Origin of the sequence: Nocardioides solisilvae, from assembly GCF_003194625.1 — a bacterium.
In the GTDB taxonomy this organism is placed as follows: Bacteria; Actinomycetota; Actinomycetes; order Propionibacteriales; family Nocardioidaceae; genus Nocardioides; species Nocardioides solisilvae.
Window position 1 is genome coordinate 493448 of sequence record NZ_QHKX01000001.1, and the last position, 16027, is coordinate 509474.

The following is a 16027-nucleotide window of genomic DNA, read 5'->3' on the forward strand; positions in this document are numbered from 1 at the left end:
GATCCCGGTGACCTCCCGGTGACCGGCCGTCCGACCTGCCTGGAGCCCGACCGATGCCATACCTGCTGCGCGTGGAGCTGCCCGACGTCCCCGGATCCCTGGGGCGGGTGGCCACGGCGATCGGTGAGGCCGGCGGCGACATCGAGGCGATCGAGATCGTCGAGAAGACGGCCGAGGGCACCGCGGTCGACGACGTGCTCCTCGAGATCGCCCCCGGGACGATGCCCGACTCGATCGTCTCGGCCTGCAGCCAGCTCGACGGGGTCCGGGTGGTCTGGATCAACCGGTACGCCGCCGGCGGCAACCTCTTCCTCGACCTCGAGGTCGTCGAGGAGATCACCGCCCACCCCGAGGAGGCACACCACCGGCTCCTCGGCCTGATGCCCGTCTCCTTCCGGGTCGACTGGGGCGTGCGCCTGCGCCAGACCCCTGACGGTCCCGTCATCGTCGACCGCACCGAGGCGGCCCCCGACCAGGTCGACTGGGCCGACCTCGACCACCCCGCCCGCCTCGAGGCCGCCGACGACAACCTGGTCCTGTGCGGCGTGCCCGTCGGCGCCGAGCTCTACGTGGTCGGCCGGCGCGGCGGTCCCGAGTTCCTCGACTCCGAGCTCGCCCGGATCGGCCACCTCGTCAACCTCGCCACCTCGATCACGCAGGCGGCCCAGGCCGCCCAGGCTTTGGGCGACCCGAAGGCCTAGCCCGCCATCGCCTCCGCGGCCCGTGCCTCGGCGAGCTGCTGCAGCTCGGCGAAGCTCTCGCCGAGGGCCCGGCGGAACGCCTCGGGGTCGTCGAGCGCGTCGGCGAAGGCGAGACAGCCCAGGAGCAGCCGGTCGCCGTAGCTCCAGACCATCACGTTGACGCCGACCCCGTTGCTGGGCGGGCCGTCGACGTGCAGGTCGACGACGGTGCGGCCGCGCAGCGACCACGGGGCGGCCGGCCCGCGGACGTTGGAGACGAGGATGCTCGCGTCGACGCCCGGCGGGTCGCCGTCGTCGGCCTGCGCCGCGGCGTCCCGGGCGGTGCGACCCCGCTCGAACATCGCCCGGGCCCCGGGCTCGACGACGAGCGGCGGCAGGACGTCGAGCCAGTCGGGCACCAGCCCCACGCCGAGCGCCTCGAGGCGTCGCTTGCCCTCCCGGGCGCAGGCGCCGATCACGGCGAGCCGCTCCCACGGGTCGGCCACGTCGGTGGCCAGCGAGGTGGTGAAGCTCCAGAAGTGGTTGCCCCACTGCCGGGTCGGCGCCGTGGTGTCCTCGCTGGTCACCGGCACGGTGGTGAGCAGCGGCCGCTCCGGCAGGCCCCCGCGGGGCGGCAGGTAGCGGCACAGCGCGCCGGCCACGACGGCCAGGACGACGTCGTTCAGGGTGCCCCCCGAGACCTCCTTGACCCGCTTGGCGGCGGCGAGGGACAGCTCGGCGCGCACGTAGCGCCGCGGCAGGGTGCCCGCGTCGTTGAGGGGGGTCCACGGCGCCTGCGCGTCGAAGCCGGGGACCTGCACGTCGGCGGTACGCCGCCGGGCGCGGGCCGCGCGCACCCCGCGGACCGTCCGCCCCACCAGCCCGGGCAGCCGGGGCAGCGCCCGGAGGTGGTCGAGCAGGGCGCCCGCGACGAGCCGCCCGCCCGACGGCAGCCGGGTCGGCGCCCAGGGCACCGGGACCGGCAGCGGCGGCAGCTCGGCGTCGCTGAAGATGCGGGAGAAGTTGTGGATCGCGGCGACCCCGTCGGCGAGGCAGTGGTGGTACTTCGCGACCAGCGCCTGGCGGCCCCCCTCGAGCCCGTCGACCAGGACGACCTGCCACAGCGGCTGGTCGCGGTCGAGGTGCTCCTCGGCCACCCGGGCGAAGAAGGCCTCGAGGTCGGCGTCGGTGGCCCCGCCGGCGTCGTCGAGGACGACGTGGCGCAGGTGCCGGTCGAGGTCGAAGTCGGGGTCGGGGACGGCGACCGGGTGGTGCAGCCGGCCCGGCACCGGGAGGATCCGCCAGCGGAAGGACGGCAGGTCGTCGAGGCGCGAGGCCAAGTGGCGGCGTACGTCGTCGAGGGTCAGCGCGACGCCGTCGGGCGCCGGCTCGAGCACGCCGACGGCCATCGAGTTCATCGGCTGCTCGGCGCGCTCCATGTGGAGGAAGCCGGCGTCCTCCCCGTTGAGCCGGCGGATCACGCGACCACCCCCGCCCCGGCGGGCTCGGGGTGGGCGTGGGCCTCGACCAGCTCGGCCATGGCCTCCTCGAGCCGGGCGGCCAGCTCGTCGGGCCGGTCGACGGCGGCGGGGTTGACCACCAGCGCGAGGGTGAGGTGGTCGCGGTAGCCGGTGACGGTGACGTTGAGCCCCGCCCCGTCGGCGACGGGACCCGACATGAAGAAGTCGCCGACCGGCCGACCGAGCACGGTCCACCCCCGGCCCGCCACCCGCATGTTGGAGATCAGCACGTTGCAGTCGGGGTCGACGGCCTCGGCCCGCTGGCGCGCGGCCATCCGCGCGGCGACGCGGCCGGCGACCAGCGGCGGGACCAGGTCGATCCACGCCGGGACGGTCTCCTTGCCCTGCAGCTCCAGCTGGTGCTTGGCCTCCGCCGTGGCGGCGGCGACCCGGGCCAGGCGCGCCCGCGGGTCGGCCTCGTCGGTGGGGAGCAGCGCGAAGTAGTTGGAGAAGTAGTTGCCCGTCGTCCGGGGCCCGGCGCCCGGCGGGTCGTTGCCGACCGGCACGTTGGCCACCAGGGGGTCGACCGGCAGCTCCTCGCGGTCCTCCAGGTAGGAGCGCAGCGCACCGGTCACCACCGCGAGGACCACGTCGCTCACCGTCGTGCCGGCCGCGGTGCGGACCGCCCGGACGTCGGCCATCTCGAGCCGGGCGCGGGCGAAGTCGCGGGCCGCGTCGGCGGAGCGGTTGAGCACGCAGCGGGGGGCGTCGCGCAGCGAGCCGGGCACCCGCACCTCGGCCGTCGCCCGCCGGCGCTCCACGGCCCGGAAGCGGCGCACGGTCCGGACCAGCAGGGGCGGCGCGCCCAGCCATGCGCGCAGCATCCGGCCCACGGTGAGCAGCAGCAGGGGCAGGGCGCCGGGGTCCCGGGCGGGCACCGCCGCGGGCTCGGAGCCCGGCGCGGGCGGCGTGCCGTCGGCACCGTCGTCCAGCAGGCGGCGGATCGTCTCCACCAGCCCGGCACCGTCGGCCAGGGTGTGGTGGAACTCCAGCACCAGGGCCTGCCGGCCGCCGGCCAGCCCGTCGACGAGGGTGAGCCGCCACATCGGGCGGCCCCGGTCCAGCAGCCGGGGCAGCACGTCGGCGAGGTGGGCGCGCAGCTCGCGCTCGCCGCCGGGCTCCGGCAGCACGACGTGGGCGAGGTGGTGGTCGAGGTCGAACCGCGGGTCGTCGACCCAGACCCCGTGGCCCACCCGGAGCGGCACCTCCCGCAGCCGGCGGCGCAGCGCGGGCACGGCGGGCAGCCGCGCGGCGACCCGCTCGCGGAGGGCGGCCGGGTCCAGCGGCCCCTCGGGGCCGGGCTCGAGGAGCACCACGTCGACGCACGTGGACGTCTGGCTCGGCCCCTCGATCACGAGGAAACCGGTGTCACTTCCCGCCAGCCGATGCATGCCCCACCTCTCGCCCGCCTCTGGTCCCAGCCGTCGCCCGACCCCTCGGACGAGGCGCGAGCATGCCACGAGTTCGTGACCGCCGTCACCGGGACCAGAACGAGCGGTGGACTGGTCCAGAAGGTTCCCGGTAAAGAAAAGGTGACCTGGGTCATAGGGGTTACGCATGCGTAGGTTTCGACTTACAGTGGCCCCTCACCGAATGTGACCGTCTGGTAACAAAGGGAGGTTCCCAGACTCGATCCGCGGAGGGCGGAGGTCACGGTCGTCGGAGGGAGCCATGCGATGCACGGTGCGATGAGCCAGACCCGACCCGGGACGACGCTGCCGGGAGGGCAGCTGCCGGGGGACGGGCTGGTCGTCGCCGCCGACCCGTGTGGTGAGCCGAACCCTGGCCTGGTGGCTGCCGCGCACCGGGCCGGGGGCATCGGCCTCCTCGACGTCGCCGACGACGCAGCGCTGGCGACCGCGGTCGCCGACCTGCGCCGACGGCGTACGACGTCGTGCTGGCTGCGGCCCGGCGCCTCGGTGACGCCGGCCGCCGTCACCGGCACCGTCACCGGCCCGGCCGGCGGTCCGGACGCCGACGCGGGCGCCCCGCTCTTCCCCGTCGTCGTGCTGCCGCTCACGGGCCCGCTCACCGTCACCGGCACCAGCACCGACCCGGCCACCCTGGCCGCCCTCGTCGCCGACTGGGCCGCCGAGGGCCGCACCCTGGTCGCCCAGGTGACCAGCCGCGAGGAGGCCCGGGCCGCCGTCGAGGCCGGCTTCGACGGGCTCCTGGCCTCGGGCCGCGAGGCCGGCGGCGTGGTCGGCCCCACCGAGGCGTTCATCCTCTTCCAGCAGGTCGTCGACCTCGGCGTGCCGGTCTGGCTGCGTGGTGGCATCGGCCTGCGCACCGCGCCCGCGGTCGTGGCGGGCGGCGGCGCGGGCGTCGTGCTCGACACCCAGCTCGGCCTGCTCCGCGAGTCCGCGCTGGGTCCCGCCGCCCGGCAGGCCCTCGCCGCGATGGACGGCTCCGAGACCCGCGTGGTCGGCGGCGTCCGGTTCTTCACCCGCCCCGACCTGCCGGCCGCCTCGCTCGAGGAGCAGGGCGACCCGGCGGCGGTCCGCGCGATGCTCGGCCCCGACCTGCACCGCCAGCTGGTCCCCTTCGGCCAGGACAGCGGCGCGGCCGCCGACCTGGCGCAGCGGTTCGTCACCGTCGGCGGCGTCGTCCAGGCCGTCCGCGCCGCGGTCGCCGAGCACCTCGCGGCCGCCGCGGAGGCCCCGCCGCTGGCGCCGGGCGCGGGCATCGCCGCCGCCCACGGCACCCGCTACCCGATCGCCCAGGGCCCGATGACCCGGGTGAGCGACCGGGCCGCCTTCGCCGCCGCCGTCGCCGAGGGCGGCGGGCTCCCGTTCCTGGCGCTGGCGCTGCTGCCCGCCCACGAGGTGCGCGCCCTGCTCACCGAGACCGCCGAGCTGCTGGGCGACCGGCCGTGGGGGGTCGGCGTCCTCGGCTTCGCCCCCGCCGAGCTGCGCGCCGAGCAGCTCGAGGTGATCCACGAGGTCGCACCCCCGGTGGCGCTGATCGCCGGCGGCCGGCCCTCGCAGGCCGCCCCGCTCGAGGACGCGGGCATCGCGACCTACCTGCACGTCCCCTCCCCCGGCCTGCTGGCCCGCTTCCTCAAGGACGGCGCCCGCTCCTTCGTCTTCGAGGGCCGCGAGTGCGGCGGCCACGTCGGCCCGCGGTCGAGCCTCGCCCTCTGGGACGCCCAGGTCGAGCGGCTCATGGCGCTCGACGACGTGAGCGACGTGCGGGTGCTGCTCGCCGGCGGCGTCCACGACGCCCGCTCCGCCGCGATGACCGCCGCGGTGCTCGCCCCGCTGGCCGCCCGCGGCGCGCAGGTCGGCGTCCTCATGGGGACGGCGTACCTCTTCACCACCGAGGCGGTCGACGCCGGCGCGATCCAGCCGGCCTTCCAGGAGGTGGCGGTCGAGGCCGACACCACCGTGCTCCTGGAGACCGCGCCCGGGCACGCCACCCGCTGCGTCGAGACCGACTTCGTGCGCGCCTTCGCCCGCCGCAAGGCCGACCTGGAGGAGGCCGGCGCCGAGGCCAGCGCCCGCTGGGCCGAGCTCGAGGAGCTCAACCTCGGCCGGCTGCGGATCGCCTCCAAGGGGCTGGTCCGCGGCGCCGACGGCCTCGAGCCCGTCGACCCCGACCGGCAGCGCGCCCAGGGGATGTACATGATCGGCGAGGTCGCCACCCTGCGCGACGAGGTCACCACCGTCGCCGCCCTGCACGCCGAGGTCAGCCTCGGCAGCGCCGCGCTGGCGACCGAGGGGCCGGCCGGCTCCCGCGCCGAGGCCGGCGACCGGTACGACGTCTCCGAGCCCGACGCCGACCCCTTCGACATCGCCGTGATCGGGATGGAGTCGTTCTTCCCCGGCTCCACCAGCGCCGACGAGTTCTGGGCGACCGTGCTCTCGGGCCGCAGCGAGGTCACCGAGGTGCCCGCCGACCGCTGGGACCCCGCGCTCTTCCACGACGCCGACGCCTACACCAAGAAGGCCGGGCGGCTCACCCCGTCGAAGTGGGGCGGCTTCCTCGACCGGATCGGCTTCGACCCGCTCGCCTACGGCATCCCCCCGGCCTCGCTGGCCGCGATCGAGCCGGTCCAGCTGCTCAGCCTCGAGGTCGCCCGCCGCGCGCTGGCCGACGCCGGCTACGCGTCGCGGCACTTCGACCGCGAGCGCGCGTCGGTGGTCTTCGGCGCCGAGTCGGGCAACGAGCTCGGGAGCGCGTACGGCGTCCGCTCGTTCCTGCCGCAGCTGCTCGGCGAGGTGCCGGGCGACCTGGACGAGTGGCTGCCCACGATCACCGAGGACTCGTTCCCCGGCGTCCTGGCCAACGTGATCGCCGGGCGGATCGCCAACCGGCTCGACCTCGGTGGCGTCAACTTCACCGTCGACGCCGCCTGCGGCTCCTCCCTGGCCGCCCTCGACGCGGCCTGCAAGGAGCTGCGCACCGGGCAGTCCGACCTCGTCCTGGCGGGCGGCGCCGACCTGCACAACGGCCTCAACGACTACCTCATGTTCTCCTCGGTCAAGGCGCTCTCGCCGACCGGCCGCTGCCGCACCTTCGACGCGAGCGCCGACGGCATCGCGCTCGGCGAGGGGATCGCCTGCGTCGTCCTCAAGCGCCGGGTCGACGCCGAGCGCGACGGCGACCGGATCTACGCCGTGATCGACGCGGTCGCCGGCTCCAGCGACGGCCGCCACCTCGGCCTCACCGCCCCCCGCAAGGAGGGGCAGCAGCGGGCCGTCGTCCGGGCCCTCACCCTGGCCGGCCGCAGCGCCGCCGAGGTCGGCCTCGTCGAGGCCCACGGCACCGGCACGGTCGTCGGCGACCGCACCGAGATGGCGACCCTCACCGAGCTCTTCGCCGAGGCGGGCGTCGAGCCCGGGTCGGCCGTCCTGGGCTCGGTGAAGTCGCAGATCGGGCACACCAAGTGCGCCGCCGGCCTCGCCGGCCTGATCAAGGTGGTCAAGGCCGTCCACCACGGCGTCCTGCCGCCGACGGCCGGGATGGTCGAGCCCAACCCCTACTACGACCGCGAGGCCAGCCCCTTCCGGTTCCACGACCGGCCCGTGCCGTGGGCCGACGAGACCCGCCGGGCCGGGGTGAGCGCCTTCGGCTTCGGCGGCACCAACTTCCACGCCCTCGTGTCGTCGTACGACGGCGGCGACCGCCCGGCGTACGGCGCCGACCACTGGCCCAGCGAGCTCTTCCTGCTCCGCGGGCCCGACGCCGAGGCCGGCGCCCGCGCCGCCTCCGAGCTCGCCGAGAAGGTCGCCGCGATCCTGGCCAGCGACCCGACCGGCCAGCGGCACCGCCTGCGCGACCTCGCCGCGACCGTCGCCCGCAGCGGCCGCGGACCGGTCCAGGTGGCGTTGGTCGCCGACAGCCTCGAGGAGCTCGCCACCCAGCTCGGCCGCGTGGCCGGCGGCAGCGACGCCCGCCACGGGGTCTTCGTCGCCGCGGCCGAGGCCGCGGCCCTCGGCGAGGGTGCCGCGGCCCCGAAGGTCGGCTTCCTCTACCCCGGGCAGGGCAGCCAGCGGCCCGGGATGCTGCAGGACCTCTTCGTCACCTTCGGCGGCCTCGACGACCTGCTGCGCCTCGGCTCCCGCTGGCGCGACACGCTCTTCCCGCCGACCCCCTTCAGCCGCGAGCAGCGCGCCGCCCAGCAGGCCGCGATCACCGCGACCGACGTCGCGCAGCCGACGCTCGGCATCGCCGCCCTCGCCGTGACCCGCCTGCTCGGGCGGCTCGGCGTCCGCCCCGACGTGGCCGGCGGCCACAGCTACGGCGAGCTCGCGGCCCTCGCGGCGGCCGGCTCCCTGGACGACGCCACCCTGCTCGAGCTGAGCGCCGCCCGCGGCGGCGCCATCCTCGAGTCCGTCGAGCGCTCGGGCGGCGACCCGGGCACGATGGCCGCGGTCGCCCTGCCGGTCGAGGAGGTCACCGTCCGGCTCGAGGCGTGGCCCTCCCTGGTCGTCGCCAACCACAACGGCCCCCGGCAGGTGGTGGTCTCCGGACCCACCGACGCGGTGCACGAGGCGGTCGCCGCCCTGCACGCCGACGGGGTCAAGGCCACCGTCATCCCCGTCGCCTGCGCCTTCCACTCCCCCCTGGTCGCCGAGGCGGGCCAGCTGCTCGCGAACCGGCTCGCCGAGCTGCCGGTCGCCGCGCCGCGGTTCCCGGTCTGGTCCAACGTCACGGCCCAGCCCTACCCCGAGGGCGACCCCGACGCCGTACGCCGCCTCCTCGCCGACCAGGTGACCGCCGGCGTCCGCTTCGTCGAGCAGGTCGAGTCGATGTACGCCGCCGGCGTCCGCGTGTTCGTGGAGGCGGGCCCCGGCCGGGTGCTGACCCAGCAGGTCGGCAAGATCCTCGGCGACCGGCCGCACGCGATGGTCGCCACCGACGCCTCCGGCGAGCCCGGCCTGCGCCGTTTCCTCGCCGCCGTCGGCCAGCTCGCCGCGCTCGGTGTCCCCGTGGATCCGACCGCCCTCTTCGAGGGCCGCGCCGAGGTGCTGGACCTGCCCGGCCTGCCGCTGCGCGCCCCCGCCTGGACCGTCGACGGCGCCTTCGTCCGGGGCGCCGACGGCACGCCGGTGCGCGGGAGCTTCCAGCCCGCCACGACGATGCCGGCCCTGTCGGTGCCCGCGCCTGCCGCACCCGTCCAGTCCGTCGCCCAGTCCGTCGCGCCCGGCCACGCCGCGCACCCCCAGGGAGCCCCCGTGACCGCTGACCTCGCCACCGGCGCGCTGCCGGCCCCCGACGACGCCGTCTCCGCCGTGGTGCAGGAGTACCTGCGCGGCCTCCGCGAGGTGGTCGCCGGCCAGCGGGAGGTGATGCTGCGCTACCTGGGCGCCGAGGCGCCCGCCGGTACGCCGGGGCTCCCCGCCCTGCCCCCGCTCGCGGGTGCCGCCCCGGCCGTGGCGTCTGCCGCCGCCACCGCGGCGTCCCCGCCCGGGGCTTCTGCAGCCCCGGCCCCGTCCGCACCGGCCGTCGCGGCCGTCGCGCCGGCGGTCGCGGCGCCCGCTGCTGCCACTGCCGACGCCCCGTCTGCTCGAGCCGGCCGGACCACCGCCGAGCTGCTCGCCGCCGTCCAGGGCGTGGTGAGCGACCGCACCGGCTACCCCGTCGACATGCTCGACCCCGACCTCGACCTCGAGGCCGACCTCAGCATCGACTCCATCAAGCGGATCGAGATCGTCGGCGAGCTCGCCGAGCGCGTCGGCCTCGGCGGCGTCGCCGGCGGTGCCGGGGGTGCGGGCAGCGCCGGCGGCGCGGACGCCCTCGACGAGTCGGTCGTCGAGGAGCTCGCCAGGCACAAGACCCTTAGCGCCCTCGTCGGCTGGATCGAGGCCCAGCAGGGCGCCACGCCCGCCGCGGCGCCGGTCGAGGCCCCGGCCGCGGCCCCGGCCCCGGCCCCGGCGGCGGAGTCTCCGGCCCCGGCCGCGGCGGCCGCGGCCTCCCCCGCGCTCTCCGGCGCCGCGCTGCTGGCCGCCGTCCAGGGGGTCGTGAGCGACCGCACCGGCTACCCGGTCGAGATGCTCGACCCCGACCTCGACCTCGAGGCCGATCTCAGCATCGACTCCATCAAGCGGATCGAGATCGTCGGTGAGCTCGCCGAGCGCGTCGGCCTCGGCGGCGTCGCCGGCGGTGCCGGGGCTGCGGGCAGCGCCGGCGGCGCGGACGCCCTCGACGAGTCGGTCGTCGAGGAGCTCGCCAGGCACAAGACGCTGCGCGCCCTCGTCGGCTGGATCGAGGCGCAGCAGGCCGGCCCCGCCGAGGCGCTCGCCCCCGCGGCGGCACCTGTGACCAGCCCCGTGGTCGCACCGGTGGTCGCCGAGGCGCCCGCCGAGACACTCGTCGGGGCGCCCGTCGCGGAGGCCCCCGCGACACCCGAGTCGCAGGAGCAGCACGAGGCCCAGCACGCCGAGGAGCCGGTCGCGCCGACGACGACCCACCTCTTCGAGGTCCGCAGCGAGCCGCTGGGGCCGACGGTCCCGTTCGGCGACCTCTCGGGGTCCCACGTGGTCCTGCACGCCGGGCACCCGGGCCTCACCGCCGCGGTCGAGGAGGCGCTGCGCACCGCCGGCGCCGCCGAGGTCCGCGTCGCCGGCCGGGACGGCGTACCGCTCGACACCTCCGCCCTCGACACGACCGGGCTCCGCACCGCCGACGTCCTGGTCGACCTGAGCGCCACCGGTGACGACCCGACCGTCGACGCCCGCCGCGTCTTCGCCGGGCTCCGGCCCGCGCTCGCCGGGCGGGCCCGCCGGGTCCTGGCCGTCGGGGTCGCGCTGCACGCGGACGGTGCGCCCACCGGGGTCGCCGGCCTGCTCCGGTCCCTGGCCCGGGAGCGCACCGACGTGCTCCTCCGGTCGGTCGAGGTCGCCGCCGCCGACCTGCGCGACGAGGACCTCGCACCCCTCGCCGCGACGCTGGTCGACGAGCTGCTCGACCTGGACGCCCCCACCTCCCTCTCGTGGGTGGGCGGCCACAGGGCCAGCCGCACGGTCGGACCGGCCCGGACCCTCGCCGCGCAGGAGCCGGCGCTCCCGCTCGACGCCGACTCGGTCGTCGTGGTCACCGGCGGCGCCCGCGGGATCACCGCGCGGGTGGCGGAGGCGTTCGCGCGCCGGTCGGCCTGCCGGCTCGTCCTGGTCGGCCGCTCGCCGCTCCCCGAGGCCGAGGAGGACCCGCGCACCGCGTCCGCCCCCGACGCCCGGGCGCTGCGCCGCACCCTGCTCGCCACCGGCGAGCTGCGCACCCCCGCCGAGGTCGAGGCCGCCTGCTCGCGCATCCTCGCCGCCCGGGAGATGCGGGCGACGATCTCCTCGTTGCGTGCGCTGGGCTCCGAGGTGGAGTACGTCGCGCTCGACGTCCGCTCGGCCCGCTTCGGCCTGCTCCTCGACGACCTGCACGCCCGCCACGGCCGCGTCGACGGGGTCGTCCACGGGGCAGGCGTCCTGGAGGACCGGCTCGCCCGCGACAAGACCGACGAGAGCTTCGACCGGGTCTTCGGCACCAAGGTCGACGGCGCCGAGGCGATCCTGTCGCGGCTCCACCTGGGGATGCGCTTCGTGGTCCTCTTCGGCAGCGTGAGCGGCGTCTTCGGCAACCGGGGCCAGGTCGACTACGCCGCCGCCAACGACGCCCTCGACACCCTCGCCCGCGCCCACGACGGTCGTCAGGGCTGCCGGGTGCTCAGCCTCGACTGGGGCCCGTGGGCCGGCGGCGGGATGGTCTCGCCCGAGCTGACGCGCGAGTACGCCCGCCGCGGCATCGGCCTCCTCGACCCCGCCGACGGCGTCCGGGCGCTGCTCCAGCAGGTGGCCGCCGAGGAGGGTCCCGCGCAGCTCGTCGTGATGTGCGGCGACCCCCAGGCGTTCGCGCCCGAGCTGGACCGCTCAGCACTCGCCCAGGCCCTCCAGCTCCAGGACTCGCGGACGCCCGGCACCGCGGGCCACGACTGAGCGGTGACGCACCGGCGATGAACGGGGCCACGGGTCGGACCGACGAGGGGAGCCGCGGGGGCGGGGACCGCGAGGAGCTGCTGCTCCTCGCGGGGCGCGACGCTGCCGACCTCGCGGCCCAGCTCGAGCAGGTCGCCGCGCTCCCGCCCGAGGAGCGCGTCGGGCGGCCCGTCCCCGAGGGCGGCCCCGCCCGGCTCGCGATCGTCGCGCCCGACGCCCGCCGCCTCGCCCTCGCCGGCAAGGTGCTGGCCCGGGGCACGGCGTTCCGCGGGCGCAACGACGTCTGGTTCGACCCCGACGGGCTGGTCTCCTCCGGGGGCCGGGTCGCCTTCCTCTTCCCCGGCGTGGAGCCGGAGTTCGCCCCCCGGGTCGACGACGTGGCCGGCCACTTCGGCCTCGCCTGGGAGGGGCTGCAGGACGGCCTCTCCCTCCAGGACCAGGGCCGCGGCATCATCGCCGTCGGGCGCCTGCTGGCCGGCGCGCTCGAGCGGCTGCGGGTGCGGCCCGACGCGATCGCCGGCCACAGCCTCGGCGAGTGGACCGGCCAGGTCGTCTCGGGGATGGTCCCCGACGCCTCCCTCGACGGGCTGCTGGCCAGCCTGCGCCCCGGGGAGATCCAGGTCTCCGACGTGGTCTTCCTCGCGCTGGGCTGCGGCGTCGAGGTGGCCGAGGAGCTGGTGGCCGGGCTCCCCGACGCCCACGTCTCCCACGACAACTGCCCCCACCAGTCGATCGCCTGCGCGCCCGCGGGAGTGGTCGAGCAGGTGCGCGAACGGGCCGTCGCCCGCAAGGTGCTCGCGCAGGAGCTGCCGTTCCGGTCGGGCTTCCACTCGCCGCTCTTCGCCCCGCTGGTCGACGCGATGTGGTCCCGGTTCAGCGACCTGCCGCTGCTCCCGGCGCAGGTGCCGCTGTGGTCGGCGACCACCTGCGACACCTACCCCGACGACGCCGAGGGGATCACCGCCCTCTCGCTGCGCCACCTCGTCGAGCCCGTGCGGTTCCGGCGGCTCACCCGCCGCCTCCACGAGGAGGGGGTGCGGGTCTTCGTCTAGGTCGGCACCGGCAGCCTGCTCGGCTTCGTCGACGACACCCTGCGCGGCGAGGACGTGCTGACCGTCGCCGCCGCCAGCGCGAAGGTCTCCGGCCTCGCGCAGCTGCGCCGGGTCGCCGCCGCGCTCTGGAGCACCGGCGCCGAGGTCGACCTCTCCGTCCTCGACGAGCCGGTCGTCGCGGAGCCGGTCGTCGCGGAGCCGGTCGTCGCAGAGCCGGTCGTCGCAGAGCCGGTCGCCGCGGAGCCCGTCGCCGAGGAGCCCGTCGCCGCCCCCGCGGTCCCCGTGGTCCCCGCGGCCCTGCTCGCGGAGTACCAGGCCCTCCTCGACGAGACCGCCGAGGCGGCCCGCGTCGTCCTGGCCGCGGCCGCGTCGCCGGTACGCCGTCGCGTCCGCCGCGCAGCCAGCGCCCACGCCGCGCCCACGAGCCCGCCGCCGGCGGCCGCCGTACCGACGCCTGCACCCACGCCCGAGACCACTCCCGCCCCCGTCCCCGCGGCCGCGGCGACGGCGACCGAAACCACCGGGGCGACGGGTGGAAACGGCGGCACCCCCGGCACCCCCGGCATCCCCGGCACCCCCGGCGCGCCGCCGAGCCGGCACCGCTCGCTCCGCCTCTCCGTCGAGGAGCAGCCGTGGTGGCTCGACCACGCGTTCTTCCAGCAGCCCGACGGCTGGCCGGACACCGAGGACACCTTCCCGCTCGTCCCGATGACGGGCATCGTCCAGCTGCTCGTCGAGGAGGCCGAGGCGCTGGTGCCCGGGGCGGTGACGGTCCGGGTGGAGTCGGTCCGCGCCTTCAAGTGGCTGGCGGTCGACCCGCCGGTCGAGGTGACCGTCCGGGCCGCCGTCGACCCGGTCGCGACCGAGCAGGCGCCCGAGGGCACGACGGTCGTGCGGACCAGCGTCGACGGGCACGCCCGCGCGGTCGTCCACCTCGCGGCCCGGCACCCGGAGCCCCCGGCGCCATGGAACCGCTTCATCCGCGGCCGGCTCGAGATGCCGTGCCCGGTCGAGGAGGTCTACACCCGTCGCCACCTCTTCCACGGCCCCGCCTACCAGGGCATCCGCTCCATCGAGGTCTTCGGTGGCGACGGCGTGCGCGGCACGCTGGAGAGCCAGACCGCAACCGGCGCGCTGCTCGACAACGCCGGGCAGCTCTTCGGCTACTGGTTCGCCTGCGCCGTCGACCGGGACCGGATGGTCCTGCCCACCACGATGGACTCGATCACCTACCACGGCCCCCACCCCGCGCCCGGCACGCTCGTGGACTGCGTCGCCCACTGCACCGAGCTGACCGACGACGCCGTGCGCGCCGACCTCGAGCTGCTGGTCGACGGGGTGCTCTGGTGCCGGATCGAGGGCTGGGAGGACCGGCGCTTCCAGTCCGACGACCGGCTCTTCCGGGTGCTCAAGCAGCCGCAGCCGCACCTGCTCGCGCAGCCGCAGCCGGGCGGCTGGATGCTGGTCCGCGAGGGCTGGCCCGACTCCCCCTCCCGCGACATCGTGATGCGCCGCTTCCTCGGCGTGGCCGAGCGCGCCGACTACGCCGGCCGCAACCCCCGTGCCCAGCGGACCTGGCTCCTGGGCCGCATCGCCGCCAAGGACGCCGTACGCCGCGAGGTGCTGGAGCGCGGCCTCGAGCCGCTCTTCCCCGTCGAGGTGCAGCTGCGCAACGAGGAGTCGGGGCGGCCCGTCGTCACCACCTCGACCGGGCTCGACCTGCAGGTCTCGATCGCCCATTCCGGCAGCCTCGGCGTCGCCCTCGCCTCGGTGGGGACTCCCGTGGGGATCGACATCGAGCTGGTCGCCGAGCGGTCGGCGATCTTCGAGGCGGCGTCGCTGTCGGCCGACGAGCACGAGCTCTTCGTCCGCACCTCGGGCGGCGACCGCGACCGTGAGCTGACGCGCTGGTGGGCGGCCAAGGAGGCGGCCGCGAAGGCGCTGGGCACCGGCCTGCAGGGCCGGCCCAAGGGCTTCGAGGTGCTCGAGGTCGACTTCCACCACCTGCGCGTCGGCGACCAGTGGGTGGCCACCCGCTCGCTCGTCCACCCCGAGCCCCCGGCCGTCGGAGGCGTCGGCGGTCCCGACGACCCCGCCTCCGGGCAGGACCCAGACCAGACCCCCGCGGTCGCCGCCCCGGCGTCCGCCGCACGTGAGGAGTACATCGTTGCCTGGACAGTTCCCGACCCCCGCCATGGCTGAGGCCCCGACCGCGACGGCGACCGGAGCCGCGGCGCCGAGCCGCGACGACGTCCGCGCCGAGCTCGAGCGGATCCTCACCGACGTCGTGGGCGACGACCTCCTCCTCGACGGCCCGCTCACCGACGAGACGTCGTTCGACGCCGACCTCCAGCTCGAGAGCATCGAGTTCGTCGCGCTCGCCGACCAGCTGCTCGCCACCTACGGCGAGCAGGTCGACTTCGTCGGCTGGATGGCCGGGATGCAGCTGGACGAGATCATCGGGCTCACCGTCGGCCAGGTCGTCGACTTCGTCGTCTCCGCCGTGGAGGGCTGAGGACGTGCCCCACGTGCAGGCCAACGGGCTGAGCTTCCACGTCCAGGTGATCCGTGGCGACGACGCGTCGTCCCCGGCGTCGTCTGCTGCGTCGTCTGCTGGGCCACGCCCGCCCGTGGTGATGCTGCACGGCCTGGTGATCGACAACCTGTCCAGCTGGTTCTACACGCTGGCCCACCCGCTCGCCCTGACCTGCGACGTCCACCTCTACGACCTGCGCGGTCACGGCCGCACCGACCAGCCGCCGACCGGGTACGGCGTCGACCGCCAGGTCGACGACCTCGTCGCCCTGCTCGACGCCTGGGGGCTCGACGAGCCGGTCCACCTCTTCGGCAACAGCTTCGGCGCCGTCGTCGCGCTGGCGCTGGCCAACCGGCACCCCGAGCGGGTGGCGAGCCTCTTCCTGGTCGAGGCGCACTTCGCCGTCGAGGGCTGGGCCGAGCACATGGCCGGCAGCCTCGCGCTGGCGGCGTTCGGCCTCGACGAGAACACCTCGCAGGAGTGGATCGAGAACAACGCCGACCGCAAGATGTCCCGGCTCGCCCGGCGGGCCGAGCGGTTCCTCGCCGACACCACCCTCATCCAGGACCTCAAGGAGGAGCAGCCGATCGGCTGGCTGCCCCAGATCTCCTGCCCGGTGCGGGCGATGTACGGCAGCGAGTCCGACATCCTCCACCTGGCCGAGGCGCTGGAGACCCAGATCCCCGGCTGCGAGCTCGAGATCGTGCCCGGCACCACCCACTCCCTGCTCACCGAGCGGAGCGAGCTGGTCCGCGAGCGGGCCCTGGAGTGGATGGCGCGGCAGCGGGCCGTCGCCACCGCCGGGGCCTGA

The 16027-nt window shown here is 76.4% G+C and carries 8 protein-coding genes; 6 read left to right on the top strand and 2 right to left on the bottom strand.

The genetic code is table 11. From position 1 onward, the window contains the following. Positions 1-53 precede the first annotated feature (53 nt). Positions 54-701 (top strand): ACT domain-containing protein, encoded by a 648-nt coding sequence (locus tag DNK53_RS02330; RefSeq protein ID WP_110180677.1) that lies wholly within the window; start codon positions 54-56, stop codon positions 699-701. On the opposite strand, the gene DNK53_RS02335 is transcribed toward DNK53_RS02330, so the two are convergent. Next, on the bottom strand, positions 698-2161 hold the full coding sequence (locus DNK53_RS02335; RefSeq protein ID WP_110180678.1) for a wax ester/triacylglycerol synthase family O-acyltransferase: 1464 nt from the start codon (positions 2159-2161) through the stop codon (positions 698-700). The genes DNK53_RS02330 and DNK53_RS02335 overlap by 4 nt on opposite strands. After that, positions 2158-3591 carry a wax ester/triacylglycerol synthase family O-acyltransferase gene (locus DNK53_RS02340; protein ID WP_162599719.1) on the bottom strand — a complete coding sequence of 478 codons (1434 nt, stop codon included), beginning with the start codon at positions 3589-3591 and terminating at the stop codon, positions 2158-2160. Before DNK53_RS02340 ends, DNK53_RS02335 begins: the two co-directional genes overlap by 4 nt. A 297-nt stretch (positions 3592-3888) precedes the next feature. On the opposite strand from DNK53_RS02340, the gene DNK53_RS02345 reads away from it, so the two are divergent. Genes DNK53_RS02345 through DNK53_RS02365 form a run of 5 tightly spaced genes read left to right on the top strand, consistent with a single transcriptional unit; the run spans position 3889 to position 16027 of the window. Further along, a complete protein-coding gene (locus tag DNK53_RS02345) occupies positions 3889-11628 on the top strand; it encodes a type I polyketide synthase (RefSeq protein WP_110181359.1) in 7740 nt (2579 codons plus the stop codon). Positions 11629-11645: 17 nt separating this feature from the next. Further along, entirely contained in the window at positions 11646-12680 is a 1035-nt protein-coding gene (locus tag DNK53_RS02350) for an acyltransferase domain-containing protein (RefSeq protein WP_110180680.1), read from the top strand. A gap of 54 nt (positions 12681-12734) precedes the next feature. Beyond that, complete coding sequence (locus DNK53_RS02355) at positions 12735-14882, top strand: 4'-phosphopantetheinyl transferase superfamily protein (protein WP_110180681.1); 2148 nt, start codon at positions 12735-12737, stop codon at positions 14880-14882. Beyond that, the gene (locus DNK53_RS02360) at positions 14875-15195 is read left to right on the top strand and encodes an acyl carrier protein (protein ID WP_110180682.1); all 321 of its coding nucleotides are present in this window, start codon (positions 14875-14877) and stop codon (positions 15193-15195) included. The genes DNK53_RS02355 and DNK53_RS02360 overlap by 8 nt, the downstream gene beginning before the upstream one ends. Positions 15196-15199: 4 nt before the next feature. Further along, complete coding sequence (locus DNK53_RS02365; protein ID WP_162599720.1) at positions 15200-16027, top strand: alpha/beta fold hydrolase; 828 nt, start codon at positions 15200-15202, stop codon at positions 16025-16027.

Coding starts and splice junctions, on each gene's coding strand:
- DNK53_RS02330 (WP_110180677.1), top strand. CDS start 54: ATGCCATACCTGCTGCGCGTGGAGCTGCCCGACGTCCCCGGATCCCTG.
- DNK53_RS02345 (WP_110181359.1), top strand. CDS start 3,889: ATGAGCCAGACCCGACCCGGGACGACGCTGCCGGGAGGGCAGCTGCCG.
- DNK53_RS02350 (WP_110180680.1), top strand. CDS start 11,646: ATGAACGGGGCCACGGGTCGGACCGACGAGGGGAGCCGCGGGGGCGGG.
- DNK53_RS02360 (WP_110180682.1), top strand. CDS start 14,875: ATGGCTGAGGCCCCGACCGCGACGGCGACCGGAGCCGCGGCGCCGAGC.
- DNK53_RS02340 (WP_162599719.1), bottom strand. CDS start 3,591: ATGCATCGGCTGGCGGGAAGTGACACCGGTTTCCTCGTGATCGAGGGG.